General features: G+C 68.9%; 11 protein-coding genes. 7 read left to right on the forward strand and 4 right to left on the reverse strand.

Features of this window, described 5'->3' with window-relative positions:
- The first annotated feature begins 178 nt into the window (after positions 1 to 178).
- The 7 genes from ACTHN1_RS01635 (at position 179) to ACTHN1_RS01665 (ending at position 9,683) form a co-directional block, all read left to right on the forward strand.
- Entirely contained in the window at positions 179 to 1,186 is a 1,008-nt protein-coding gene (locus tag ACTHN1_RS01635; protein WP_440469231.1) for an NAD-dependent epimerase, read from the forward strand.
- A gap of 73 nt (positions 1,187 to 1,259) precedes the next feature.
- The gene (locus ACTHN1_RS01640; RefSeq protein ID WP_440469232.1) at positions 1,260 to 1,883 is read left to right on the forward strand and encodes an XrtA/PEP-CTERM system exopolysaccharide export protein; all 624 of its coding nucleotides are present in this window, start codon (positions 1,260 to 1,262) and stop codon (positions 1,881 to 1,883) included.
- The gene (locus ACTHN1_RS01645; protein ID WP_440469233.1) at positions 1,883 to 3,478 is read left to right on the forward strand and encodes an XrtA system polysaccharide chain length determinant; all 1,596 of its coding nucleotides are present in this window, start codon (positions 1,883 to 1,885) and stop codon (positions 3,476 to 3,478) included. The genes ACTHN1_RS01640 and ACTHN1_RS01645 overlap by 1 nt, the downstream gene beginning before the upstream one ends.
- A 10-nt stretch (positions 3,479 to 3,488) precedes the next feature.
- Positions 3,489 to 4,253 (forward strand): polysaccharide biosynthesis protein, encoded by a 765-nt coding sequence (locus ACTHN1_RS01650; protein WP_440469234.1) that lies wholly within the window; start codon positions 3,489 to 3,491, stop codon positions 4,251 to 4,253.
- A gap of 18 nt (positions 4,254 to 4,271) precedes the next feature.
- The gene (locus tag ACTHN1_RS01655) at positions 4,272 to 5,579 is read left to right on the forward strand and encodes a hypothetical protein (protein ID WP_440469235.1); all 1,308 of its coding nucleotides are present in this window, start codon (positions 4,272 to 4,274) and stop codon (positions 5,577 to 5,579) included.
- Positions 5,580 to 5,595: 16 nt separating this feature from the next.
- Positions 5,596 to 7,464, forward strand: coding sequence for a hypothetical protein (locus tag ACTHN1_RS01660; RefSeq protein ID WP_440469236.1), 1,869 nt, complete (start codon positions 5,596 to 5,598; stop codon positions 7,462 to 7,464).
- 251 nt (positions 7,465 to 7,715) lie between these two features.
- Positions 7,716 to 9,683 carry a hypothetical protein gene (locus ACTHN1_RS01665; protein ID WP_440469237.1) on the forward strand — a complete coding sequence of 656 codons (1,968 nt, stop codon included), beginning with the start codon at positions 7,716 to 7,718 and terminating at the stop codon, positions 9,681 to 9,683.
- Positions 9,684 to 9,713: 30 nt separating this feature from the next.
- Here ACTHN1_RS01665 and ACTHN1_RS01670 read toward each other — a convergent pair whose 3' ends face one another.
- From ACTHN1_RS01670 to ACTHN1_RS01685, 4 genes are all read right to left on the reverse strand, one after another.
- Complete coding sequence (locus ACTHN1_RS01670; protein ID WP_440469238.1) at positions 9,714 to 10,613, reverse strand: glycosyltransferase family 2 protein; 900 nt, start codon at positions 10,611 to 10,613, stop codon at positions 9,714 to 9,716.
- A 7-nt stretch (positions 10,614 to 10,620) separates the two neighbouring features.
- Positions 10,621 to 11,409: a glycosyltransferase family 2 protein gene (locus tag ACTHN1_RS01675; RefSeq protein WP_440469239.1), complete on the reverse strand. Its 789-nt coding sequence runs from the start codon at positions 11,407 to 11,409 to the stop codon at positions 10,621 to 10,623.
- Positions 11,406 to 12,587, reverse strand: coding sequence for a hypothetical protein (locus ACTHN1_RS01680; RefSeq protein WP_440469240.1), 1,182 nt, complete (start codon positions 12,585 to 12,587; stop codon positions 11,406 to 11,408). Before ACTHN1_RS01680 ends, ACTHN1_RS01675 begins: the two co-directional genes overlap by 4 nt.
- Positions 12,588 to 12,708: 121 nt before the next feature.
- Positions 12,709 to 13,347 (reverse strand): polysaccharide deacetylase family protein, encoded by a 639-nt coding sequence (locus ACTHN1_RS01685; protein WP_440469241.1) that lies wholly within the window; start codon positions 13,345 to 13,347, stop codon positions 12,709 to 12,711.
- Between the last annotated feature and the right edge of the window lie 9 nt (positions 13,348 to 13,356).

The raw sequence follows: 13,356 nt of genomic DNA on the forward strand, positions 1-13,356 counted from the left end.
CGGGCGCCGTGCTGTTCGACGTCAAGAACCTGTTCGCCCGCGACGAGGTCGACGAGCGCCTCTGAGCGCCGCGGGCACACGGCGAAGGACTATCATGCGCACCGTCCTGCCGGCGCTGCAGCGCCGCGGAGCGGGAACGAATTTCCGTTCCTGCGCAATGGATTAGGGAGTTTTCCAAATGCGAATTCTCATCACGGGCGCGGCCGGCTTCATCGGTTCGACCCTGGCCCACCGCCTGCTCGACCGCGGCGACGAGGTGCTCGGCTACGACAACCTCAATCCGTATTACGACCCGCGCCTGAAACAGGCGCGCCTGGACCGGCTGCTGCCGCAGCCGGGCTTCCGGTTCGTGAACGCGGCGCTGGAAGATCGCACCGCGCTGGAGCAGGCCTTCGACGGCTTCCGCCCGCAGCGGGTGGTCAACCTGGCCGCGCAGGCCGGCGTGCGCTATTCGCTGGAGAATCCGCACGCCTACATCGACAGCAACATCGTCGGCTTCACCAACATCCTGGAAGCCTGCCGCCATCGCCGGGTCGAGCACCTGGTGTACGCGTCGTCCAGTTCGGTCTACGGCGCCAACCGCAAGCTGCCGTTCGCGGTCGAGGACAGCGTGGACCACCCGGTCAGCCTGTACGCGGCCAGCAAGAAGGCCAACGAGCTGATGGCGCACACCTACAGCCACCTGTTCGATCTGCCCACCACCGGCCTGCGCTTCTTCACCGTCTACGGCCCCTGGGGCCGGCCGGACATGGCGCTGTTCCTGTTCACCCGCAAAATCCTGTCCGGCGAGCCGATCGACGTGTTCAACCACGGCCGCCATACCCGCGATTTCACCTACATCGACGACATCGTCGAGGGCGTGATCCGGACCCTGGACCGGGTGCCCGGCCCGGACCCGGCCTACGATCCGCTCCTGCCCAGCCCGGCGACCTCCAGCGCGCCGTACCGGGTCTACAACATCGGCAACCACCAGCCGGTCGAGCTGCTGCGCTACATCGAGGTGCTGGAGGATTGCCTGGGCCGCAAGGCCGAGCGCAACCTGCTGCCGCTGCAGCCGGGCGACGTGCCGGACACATACGCCGACGTCAGCGCGCTCAGCCGGGACACCGGCTACGCGCCGTCCACGCCGATCGAGACCGGCGTGCGCCGTTTCGTCAACTGGTACCGGGATTTCTACCGGGTCTGACCGCCTTCGCGTGGCCGGTTTCGGCCGTCCGCCGCGTTTTCCCGGGTAATCCACACCACAGGGGAAACTTCCGATGAGACGCGCCCTTGCCGGCCTTGCTGCCGCAGGTCTTTCGCTACTGCTCGCCGCGTGCGCCACCACCTCGGGCAGCGACGCGCCGCCACCGGCCGTCACCAGCACGCTGGCCACCGACGCCTACCACATCGGCGTCGACGACATCGTCCAGGTCTCGGTGTGGCGCAATCCGGAACTCGGCATCACCGTGCCGGTCCGCCCGGACGGCATGATCTCCGTGCCGCTGGTGGGCGATGTCTCCGCCGGTGGCCGCACCCCGCAGGAAGTGGCCAAGGACATCCAGGACAAGCTGGCCACCTTCGTGCGCGATCCGCAGGTGGCGGTGATCCTCACCGACCTGCGCAGCCATGAATACCTCTCCCGCGTCCGCGTCACCGGCGCCGTGCGCCAGCCGGTATCGCTGCCCTACCGTCCCGGCATGACCGTGCTGGACGCCGTGCTGGCGGCCGGCGGCATCACCGAATTCGCCGCGCCGGACCGCTCGGACCTGCACCGCAAGAACGCCGAGGAAACCCGCACCTACGCCGTGCGGCTGGACCGCATCCTCAACCGGGGTGACCTGAGCACCAACTATCCCGTCTCCCCCGGCGACGTGATCACCGTGCCCGAGCGGACGTTCTGATGAGCAACAATGCCCTTCCCGCCCCCCGCCGCGCGGTCACCGCGCCGCAGGCCGCCGCCACCACGCTGACCCCGAACGAACTGGTCCCGATCCTGCTGGAAGAGGCCAAGCGCAACCGCCTGGCGATGGCCGCGATCTTCGCCGCCATCGCCCTGCTGACGCTCGTCGTCGGTCTGCTGGTGCTGCCCAAGAACTACACCGCCTCGACCACCATCCTGGCCCAGGAGAGCGACATCATCCAGCCGCTGCTGGAAGGCCGCGCGGTGGCCACCGAAGTGGTGGATCGCGCCGGCATCGCCCGCCAGGTCATCTACAGCCGCAAGGTGCTGGAAGAAGCCCTCAAGGTCGGCGGCTGGCTGGAGAGCAAGCCCTCGCCGGTGGAACAGGACCGGCTGATGGAACAGATCAAGGGCCGCATCGCCATCACCAGCCCGCGCCCGAACCTGGTCCAGATCGCCTATCGCGACACCGACGCCAAGCGCACCTACGACGTCACCGAGCGACTGGGCGCGCTGTTCATCCAGGAAAGCCTGGCCGCCAAGGAACGCGAGAGCCGCGAGGCCTACGAGTTCATCGACAGCCAGGTCACCGACTACCACGCCAAGCTGATGGAAGCGGAGAACAAGCTGCGTGATTACCGCTCGGCCAACGCCGACGCGCAGCCCGGCAGCGCCACCGACGCCAACACCCGCATCAGCGCCCTGCGCACCCAGGTCGAACAGACCCGGATGTCGCTGCTGGAGCAGCGCTCGCGCGAAGGCGCGATCGCCTCGCAGCTGTCGGGCGAATCGGCGGTGACCGCGGTGGCCACCCGCGAAAGCCTGTACCGCGCCCAGCTGCTTGAACTGCAGGGCCAGCTGGATCGGCTGCTGCTCAGCTACACCGAACAGCATCCGGACGTGGTCCGCATCCGCCACCAGATGGCCGACCTGCAGCAGGCCATGACCAACGAACAGCAGCGCCGCGCGCAGGCGCCGCAGGGCAACAGCCCGTTCGACGATACCCAGATGAACCCGCTGTACCAGGAACTGCGCAGCCAGCAGGCGCAGACCCGGCGCGAAGTGGCGGCCACGCAGTCGCGCATGGCGATCGCCGAGTCGATGCTCAGCGATGAACTCAACCGCAGCCGCCGCATCGCCGAATCGGAGAGCGCGCTGGCCGAGCTGACCCGCGACTACGAGGTCAACCGCGACATCTACCAGGACCTGCTGCGCCGGCGCGAGAACGCCCGCGTGTCGATGGAACTGGATCGCGAGAAGCGCGGCCTGACCCTGCGCGTGCAGGATCCGGCGACGATGCCGCTGCGCCCGACCGGCCTGCGCTTCATGCACTTCGCCATCGCCGGCCTGCTGGTGGCGGTCGCGCTGCCGATCGGCCTGCTGTTCCTGCGCGCCCGCTTCGATCCGCGCATCCGCTCGGCCCGCCAGTTGCAGAAGGCCACCGGCCTGATGCTGCTGACCTCGGTGCCGGCCTACGCGTCGCCGCACGATCGCCGCCTGCAGCTCAAGCGCAATGCGCTGAGCATCGGCATGCTCGTCGTCGTCGTCCTTGCCTACGCTCTGGCCTTCGGGCTGAAGCAGATGGCCGCTGCCTGAGGACGATGCCATGCAACAAGCCACTCTGGAACCGCTCGTGACCCCGGACAACGAACGTTCGCAAGGCGTGCCCAACCGCGCCGACACCGCCCGCTCCCTGGCCCTCATGGATGAACCCAAGGCGCTGACGCCTCGTGAACTCGAGGAACGCCGGGTCATCCACCGCAACGATTCGGTGCGCGAACAGGCCGACGCGTTCCGCGAACTGCGCACGCGCCTGCTGGCGCTGGGCGGCGAGCGCAACTTCGTCACCCTGGTCGCGCCGATCAGCCACGGCTGCGGCGGCAGTTTCGTCGCCCGCAACCTGGCCGCGGCGTTCGCCTTCGACGACAGCAAGTCCGCCCTGCTGATCGACTGCGACGCGCTGCATCCCACCCAGCACAACGCCCTGCGCATCGACGCCAGCCACGGCGGACTGATGGACTACCTGGAAAACAGCGAGGGCGACCTGGCGCGGATCATCTACCGCACCGGCGTGCCCCGCCTGCGCCTGATTCCCAGCGGCCCGCAGCGCGAGACCAGCGGCGAGGCCTACAGCTCGTTCAAGATGCGGGCGATGGTCGATTCGCTGCGCAGCCGCTATCCGGATCGCTACCTGATCCTCGACAGCCCTTCGGTGCTGGGTTCGCCGGACGCGCGCATCCTGTCCGAACTGGCGGATCTGGTCGTGCTGGTCGCCGGCTATGGCCTGGTCACTCCCGAGAGCATCGAAAAGGCCGTGGCCAGCTTCCCGCATGAAAAGGTCGCCGGCGTGGTCTTCAACCAGATTCCCTGACACGCAAGGAGCAGGCGCATGCCGATGAAGTATGTGGGAGCCTCGGTCATCACCGCCGCCACGCTCGCCGGGATCTCCGCCGACGCCTGGGCCGCACGGGTCGATTACACGATCGACCTGGGCGTGGAGGACAACGACAACGTCACCCTCGCGCCGTTCGATCCGATCCAGCAGCGCTACCTGCGCGGCGGCCTCGGCTTCACCGTCACCGAGAACCTGTCCGCGCTGCAGCTGAGCCTGGGCGGCCGGGTGGAATACCGCAACTACGAGGACGACGTGTTCAAGGACACCGTCGACGGCACCCTCAACGGGCGGATGAACTGGGTCGCCATTCCCGAGCGCCTGTTCTTCACCGTCGAGGACAACCTGTCGGTGCAGCCGGTGAACGCGCTGGCCCCGGATGCGCCAGGCAACCGCCAGCAGGTCAACGTGTTCTCGATGGGCCCGACCCTGCTGTTCCACTGGAGCCCGGCGCTGCGCGGCCAGGCCGAACTGCGCTACGTCAACAGCGACGCCGAGATCACCGACGAATTCAACTCCCAGCGCATCGCCGCGGCGCTGCGCGCGATCAAGGAGTTCTCGGCGACCAGCCGGATGTCGGCCAACTTCCAGGCGCAGCGGGTCGATTTCGACGACGACATCGTCGCCCGCGACTACAACCGCTACGACCTGTTCGCCCGCTACTCGCGCACGCTGGCGCACTTCGAGCTGGGCGCGGACCTGGGCTACTCGCGCATCGACTACCGCCGCGGCGAAAGCCGCTCGGATCCGCTGATCCGGCTGGATGCCGAGTGGAACCCGACCTCGCGCAGCCAGTTCACCGCCGCCATCGCCAGCCAGTTCTCCGATACCGCCACCGACGCGCTGCGCGGCATCGAGGCCGACGCGCCGGTCACGGTGCCCGATCACGTCCTGACCGGCGACGCCATCGTCAACGCCTCGCCGTACGAGGTGCGCAGCCTGGACCTGGGTTACCAGTTCACCAGCACCCGCACCAACTTCTCGATTTCGCCGTACGTGCAGAAGCGCAACTACGTGGACTCCAACGAGTTCGACCAGAAGAACCGCGGCGCGCGCTTCGATCTGCACTGGCTGGTCCGGCAGTCGCTGACCCTGGGCACCTACGCCACCCACGAGAAGCTCGAGTACACGGTGCTCAACCGGGAGGACAAGACCACCCGCCTGGGCGCCACCCTGCGCTACGAGTGGTCGCGGCACTGGAGCATGGGCCTGCTGTGGGAGCGCTACAAGCGCGAAAGCACCGACCTGGGCCAGGATGTCTCGCAGAACATCGTCTACCTGAGCGTGTCCTACACCAACCGCTGAGGAATCCGCCATGCGCATGCCTCCTTCGCCCCCGGCCCCGCGGGCTTCACGGTTGAAGACCCACGGCCTGCCCAGCATGTTCCTGCTGGGCCTGGCCCTGATGGCGGCGGCGATGGGCCAATGCAGCGAAACCGGCGCCGGCCTGCCCGAGCAGAAGGGAACCGCCACGCCCACGCCGGCCGCCGAGCCGGCGGTGGCCATGGCGCCGGCCGCCGCGGCGGATCCCGGCAAGGACACCCTCAATCTCGAACTGGCGCGCGTGGACCGGCGTTCTGCGGCCTATTCCCGCTTCCGCGGCTGGGTCGACAGCGCGGTCGCCGGCAGTCCCGGCTATGCGTTCGCCGCCGGCGACGCGGCGCTGATGTTCCTGCTGAGCGATGGCGCCAAATACTGCGACCTGGCCGTGCGCATGGTCGAACAGCAGGTCGGCGAGGCGGAGGCGACCATCGCGTCCGGCGGCCGTCCCGCGATCTCCGGCGACTCCTATCTGGAAGTCGGCCCGCACCTGGCCGATCTGGCGATGACCCTGCACGCCTGCCCGGCCAGGATCGACGCCGCGCAACGCAAGCGCTGGTCCGATTACGCCGAACAGGCGGTCTGGAACGTGTGGCATCCGGCGCAGGCGCAGTGGGGCGGGAAGTCGCACCCGTGGAGCGGCTGGTCGATCGACAACCCCGGCAACAACTACTACTACAGCTTCCTGGAAGCGACCATGTACTGGGCGCTGGTCAGCGGCAATCCGGTCTGGATGAAGGAACTGCGCGAGCGCCGCCTGCCGCCGTTGCAGGCGTACTTCGCCGGGTTGCCCGGCGGCGGCAGCCGCGAGGGCACCGGCTATGGCGCGGCGCAGATGCGGCTGTTCGGCCTGTATCGGCTGTGGCGCGACAGCACCGGCGAGGATCTGGCCAACGCGAACCCGCATGCGCACGACAGCATCGCCTACTGGGTGCATGCCACCGTGCCGACCCTGGATCGCTTCGCGCCCATCGGCGATCAGGCGCGCAACTCGATTCCGGAACTGTTCGACTATCACCGCCGGCTGGTGCTGGAAGCGCGCCAGCTGACCCGGGAGCCGGCCGCGCTGGCCATGTCGTCGTGGTGGCTGGGCAACATCTCGGTGCCGCGGATGAGCCAGGGCTTCAACAGCCGCTACGACCTGCTGCCGGCCGGCGAAGGCGGCGCCGCGCCGACCGATCTGATCTACCTGGCCGAAGGCGCCGGGCATCTGTTCGCCCGCAGCAGCTGGGACAAGGACGCGATGTGGCTGGCGTTCGTGGCCGGCCCCTACAACGAAAGCCACGCCCACCAGGACCAGGGATCGTTCACCCTGTTCGCGCGCGACTGGCTGGCGGTGAGCGAGAACATCTGGAGCCACAGCGGCATCCAGCAGGGCACGCCGGTCCACAACGTGGTGCGGTTCGAACGCGCCAACGCCGGCGCGCAGCAGTGCGCGGCCCCGCGCGGCGACGTGGTCGTACACCAGTGCGAATCGCAGCAGTCGCGCTCCAGACTCCAGCTCACCCGCAATCCCGACGGCGGCCTCACCGCCACCGCCGACCTCACCCCGGTCTATCGCGGCAATCCCGCATTGGACAGCTGGCAGCGCCGCATCGATTTCGGCGGCCGCAAGCTGCTGGTGCGCGACACCTTCAGGCTTGGCGCGGGCACCCGCGCGATCTTCCAGGTCAACGTGCCGGAGAAGCCGCGCATCCAGGGCAACGAAGCGCAGGCCGGGCGGCTGAAGATCCGGGTGCTGGAACCGGCCGGCGCCACCCTGCGCGCGCACGACTGGAGCAGCGTGGACGCACAGGAATTCCGCAGCGGCTGGCGCCTGGACGTGGAAGGCGGCCAGAACGGCTATCTGGTCGAACTGAGCGAGCAGTAATGCCGTCCGTCACAGTTTTGCGGGGGCCGCGCCGCTGAGCCGGCCCCTCGTCCTCACGCCTTCACCACCAACCCCGCTCGAACCTGAACGAACCTGTTCAGCCGAGGCCGCCGCAAACGGCCGAGTCCGTTATGCGGCTATGATGCGCACGCCGTTGCGCGGGTCGATGTGGCTAGGGGGAGCCGCAGCGGGCGATCTACACAGGTCGTGATTTTCTCATCTGCGCGCGGTTTCCTTGCCAGGAGATCCCCTTGTCGCGCATCCCGTTTTCCGGTTTCCCCCGCCTGCCGCGGTCCGTCCGTCGGCGCCGTTTCCTTGTTTCCCTTGTCATCGCCGCCGCGCTGCTGTGCGGGCTTGGCGCCGCCAGCGCCGCCGGCCTGCTGGGCCAACGCGCCCAATGGACCACGCTCCGCGCCTGGCAGGACGTGCGCGCGGTCGCCGCGCAGACCGGCAGCTTCGCCCGCAGCCGTTTCGTCAGCCTCACCGGCCGCAAGCCGGCCAGCGGCGGCGCCCCGAGCCGGCCCACCACGCCCACGACTCCGACCGGTCCGACCACGGGCGGCGGCGCGAGCTCGCAGAATTCCTCGCAACCGCGCCTGGTCGCCCTGCCCTCGGCGCGGCTGTACGCCGATCGCGGTTCGGCCGCCTACACCCGCTTCAAGAACTGGGTCGACGCCGCGGTCGGCAACGGCGGCACCGGCTACGGGTTCACCGCCAGCGAGGCGGTGATGATGTACCAGCTGTCGCCGGAAACCCGGTACTGCACGCTGGCCATCAACGTCACCGAACGCCAGGTGACGGCGGCGGAAACGGCCATCGCCGGCGGCGGCCGTCCGGCCGTGTCGAACGATTCATACCTGGAAGTCGGCACCATGATCGCCGACGTGGCGACCACGCTGGACACCTGCGGCAGCTTCCTGACCGCCAGCCAGCGCAGCCGCTGGTCCGCCTACGCCGAACAGGCCGTCTGGAACATCTGGAACTACGGCAGCGCGCAATGGGGTGGACGTTCGTTCCCGTGGTCGGGCTGGTCCACCAGCAACCCGGGCAACAACTACTACTACAGCTTCCTGGAAGCGACCATGTACTGGGCGCTGGCCAGCAAGAGCAGCACCTGGATGTCGTTCCTGCAGAACAACAAGCTGCCCGCGCTGCGCGACTACTTCTCCCGCCTGCCCGGCGGCGGCAGCAGCGAAGGCACCGGCTACGGCACCTCGCACATGCGGCTGTTCTGGCTGTACGAGGTCTGGCGCGACGCCACCGGCTCGAACCTGGCCCTGGCCAGTCCGCATGCGACGGACAGCATCTACTACTGGGTGAACGCCACCGTGCCGACCATGGATCGCTTCGCGCCCATCGGCGACCAGGCGCGCAACTCGATTCCCGAGCTGTACGACTACCATCGCCGGCTGATGCTGGAAGCGCGCGATCTGGCTGTCAGCGAAGACGCCCGCAACATCGCGACCTGGTGGCTGCGCAACATCTCGGTGTCGCAGATGACCTCCGGTTTCAACTACCGCTACGACCTGCTGCCGGTGGGCACCACTCCGGTGCAGCCCACCGAACTGGTCTACCACGCCAAGGGCGTGGGCCATCTGTTCGCCCGCACCGGCTGGGACCGGAGCGCGATGTGGGTGGCGATCGTGGCCGGGCCGTACAACGAAAGCCATGCGCACCAGGACCAGGGTTCGTTCACCCTGTTCGCCGGTGACTGGCTGGCGGTCACCGCCAACATCTGGAGCGGCAGCGGCATCAACCAGGGCACCGACGTGCACAACCTGGTGCGGTTCGCCCGCAACGGCACGGTCGCGCGCCAGTGCGAATCGAGCACCCGCGCCTCCACCCTCGACGTCAGTCCGGGCGCCGGCGGTTCGTTCACCGCCAACGCCGACCTGACGCCCTCGTTCTGCGACAACACCGCGGTGACGTCCTGGCAGCGCCAGTTCACCTTCGCCAACCGTCGCCTGACCGTGCGCGATCAGTTCGCCGTCACCAGCGGCACCACCGCGACCTTCCAGGTCAACGTGCCGGTGGCGCCGACCCTGGTGAACAGCCGCGAGGCCACCGCCGGACGCCTGCGGGTGCGCGTGCTTGAACCGGCCAACGCCACCATCAACAGCAATTTCAGCTCGGGCAAGTACGTCGAGGACGGCGCCCGCTATCGCATCGACGTGACCGGCGGGACCACCGGCTACGTGGTGGAACTGAGCGAGATCTGATCCGGGCCGCCGCGGCCGCCTGCGCGACGCTCAGCCGTTGCGCAGGCGACGGCGCAGATCCAGCAGCGGGGCCGGCACGAAGGTCGCCGACCACAATCCCAGGCCACGCAGCGACATCCGGCTGGCCAGCGCCTGGGTCAGCAGGTGCCGCGCCTCCGGCATCCTGCGCGCGTGCAGCAGGTGCTGGCCGAAGTCGGTGCGGATGGCGCGCGTCTTGGCCTCGACCTGCGCCTGCGGCACGCGCAGGCGTTCGCCGAGCGTGGTCGCGTTGTACAGCTCGGCGCGCGCGCAGCGTTCGATGCGGCTGGTGATGCTGCCGTAGGCCGGCGTGTAGTGGCCAATCAGTTCCTGGCAGGCCAGCACGCGCCAGCCGGCGTGGGCGATGCGCAGCCACAGGTGGTAATCCTCGGCGCCCACCAGGTCCGCCGACTCGTCGAAGCCGCCCAACGCCTCGAACGCCCGCCGCCGCACCACGGTCATCGAGGTGCAGATGCGGTTGCACTCCCACAGCGTGGCGAAATCCATTTCGCGCGGCGGCGCCGGCCGCCGTTCGCGGGCATTGCCATGCAGCAGCCCGGCGCGCGGATCCCGGCCCAGTTCCAGTTGCCGCTCCAGCTTGTGCGGCAGCCAGCTGTCGTCCGCGTCGAGGAAGGCGATCCACTCGCTGTCGCACAGGCGCGCGCCGGTATTGCGCGCCGCGGCGGGGCCGGCATTGGCCTGCCGCACCAGGCGCACGCGATCGCCGTAGGCCGCCAGCACGGCGGCCAGCTGCGCGCCGTCGGCGGAGCCGTCGTCGACCACGATCACCTGCGCGGCCGGCACGGTCTGGGCGAACACGCTGTCCAGCGCCGTCGCGATGGTCGCGGCGGCGTTGTAGGCGGGAATCACGACGGCGTAGGTACTGGTTTCTGCTTCGGGGCGGTTCGTCATGGGGGAATCAGGTTGCCATCGGTTTGCGCTTCCACAGCGCATGCCGGATGTAGTGGAGCATGTACCAGGCCGCGCGCGGCGCGCTCAGTCCCTCGACCTGCCGATAGATGCGCCACTGCCAGCCGGCGGCGCGCAGTTTGTTCGCCGACACCGAGCCGTTGCGCACCAGGTAGTAGGCCAGCGGCGCGTCGTCTTCCACCCGCACCGCGGTGCCGGCGCGACGCACGCGTTCCAGCCAGAAGACATAGTCCTCGTGCCCCATCCGCTGGAACGAGGCGTCGCCCAGGCGGCGATCGTAGATGCCGGTGAGGTTGCCGATATGGTTGCTGCCCAGCATCCGGCGGTAGTCCACCGAAAGCGGCGGCGACACCTTCGACAGCAGGCGGCCGTCCTCGGCCACGCGCTGGTAGCTGGCGTAGCAGACCTGCGCGCCACTCTCCCGCATCCGTGCCAGCTGCAGTTCCAGCTTGCGTGGCTCCCACCAGTCGTCACTGTCCAGGAACGCGATATGGGTGCCGCGCGCGGCGCGCAGGCCGGCATTGCGCGCCGCCGCGACGCCGGCGTTGGCCTGGCGCAGCGCGACCACGCGCCCATCGCCCGCGGCCAGTTCGGCGATGAGCGCCGCCGAGCCGTCGCGCGAACCGTCGTCGATCAGAATCAGCTCGACCTGTCCGAAGCTCTGCGCCAGCACCGACTCGGCCGAACGACGCAGGGTCCGCTCGGCGTTGTAGACCGGCATGATCACGCTGACCAGCGTGTCGTCCGCCTGCGCCGGCGTGGCGGACGGGGCGTTCACGCGGCGGCCTGCGCGTCACGGTTGCGACCCGAGCCGGCCCACGACGAACGCGGCGCCGGCAGCACGAAATCGCGGTAGTCGTTGGGATTGCCTTCACGCCCGGCCTCGGCGGCCTTGGCGATGTTGTAGGCCTCGCGCGCGCTGACGTAATGCAGCACGAAGCGCTTGCCGTCGTTGTAGGCGGTTTCCAGATGCGTGTGCATGGCATCCACCGGCGCGCCGAGCAGCGTGTCCATGTCCGCTTCCTGGGTGCCGTGGGTGTGGATCTTGATGAACACCCAGTCCGGGCGGCCTTCGACGTGCACGCCGGTGCGTACCCAGGCATCCACGCGGGCGGGGGTCGGCGGCTGTCCGCCGCGCACGTCGGCGTTCTCGATGCGCGGGATGATGCCCATCCGGCGGTCGCGCCAGTTCAGGCCCAGCGGCCCCTGGATCAGCATCAGGTCGCCGCTCGGCTTTCCGCCCACGCGCACCGGCGTGCCGTCGTCATGCGATTTGGGCGCATGCGGATCGTCGGTGGCGTAGTAGATCGAATTGATGATCCGGGTCTGGGTGTCGCTGGGCGCGGAGGGCATGGTGAAGTCGGCGTAGCAGCCCAGCTCGCGCAGCAGGATCAGTTCGTTGTCGATGCCGCACCAGCGGCCGTCGGGCCGGGAGTTGTCCAGGCACCAGTTGCCATGGATGAAGCCGAAGCGCAGTTCGCCGCTGGCCGGATCACGCGGCAGCGCGCCGTGCCGCTCGTGCAGGATGTGGCAGAACCGGGTGATGCTCTGGCGGAAGTTGGCCTCGGTGTCGTTGTCGTGGTGCAGGTGGACCTCGATCTCGCCGTAGCCGTCGGCGCACAGGTCGGCCAGTTTCTCCAGGTGTTCCGGGGCGTACTCTTCCTCCGGATAGAAGAAGCTGTGCTGCGGCGGGCGCCCGTCCGCGTCGCGGTGGCGCGCGGCCATGTCGCGGTACTCGCGGCACCAGCGGTCCACCCGGTTGCGCTGGGTGGGCAGGTCCGCGCCGCGCCACATCGGCTCGAAATGGTCGACGAAGCAGAACATCACATGGACCGGCCGGTCGGTGACCCGCGGCAGCTTGCGGCGCAGATAGCTGCCGATCCAGATTTCCATGTTGCGCGCACGCAGCAGGCGCCAGATCGCGAAGGCGCCGACCGCCGCGATGGCTGCCAGCACGGCCAATCCAATCAGAACGTTCAAGCTTCCCCCTGTCGTTGCCCGTGGTCCGGCGTCTGCCGCCACTTCCAACAACGCGGTATGGGGGCGCATCCGGCCAGCGCCGGATGCCCGCGCCGGCTCAGCCCGGCGAGGGCAGCGCGCGCAGGATGAAACCGGCCGCCTTCCAGCGCGGAATCAGATCCCGCAGGAGATCCAGCGAGAGCCGGCTGTCATCGTGCATCAGCACGATCTCGCCGGCCCGCACCGGATGCCGGCCGATGGCGTCCAGCAGTTCGGTGGCCGGCCGCCGGCTGTAGTCCATGCTGTCGTAGGACCAGTACAGGATGCGCCGGCGTTCGCGGATGCAGCGGGCAATCATCGGCAGCGACAGGACGCCGCGCGGTGGACGGAAGCCATGGCGCTCGCGACCGTTGATTTCGGTCAGCAGCCGATCCGTGCGGCGGATTTCCTCGAACTGCTCCCGCAGCGAAAGGGTTTCGAAGCGCGGGTGGGAGAACGAATGGTTGCCCAGCATGTGCCCTTCCGCGGCGATCCGCCGGGCCAGCTCCGGATGCCGTTCGATCTGCTGCCCGATCAGGAAGAAACTGGCCTTGGCGTCGTGCTCGGCCAGCAGGTCCAGCAAGGGCGCGGTGTGCTCGGGATGCGGCCCGTCGTCGAACGTCAGGTACAGGCTGCGCTCCTGCGCGGGCCCGGCCGTGGTCAGCCAGGCGTTGGGCATCCATTGCAGGACTTTCAGTCGGCGCGGCCGGGGATTCATGCGGCGGGG

Origin of the sequence: Pseudoxanthomonas sp. (assembly GCF_051953815.1) — a bacterium.
Classification (GTDB): Bacteria; Pseudomonadota; Gammaproteobacteria; order Xanthomonadales; family Xanthomonadaceae; genus Pseudoxanthomonas_A.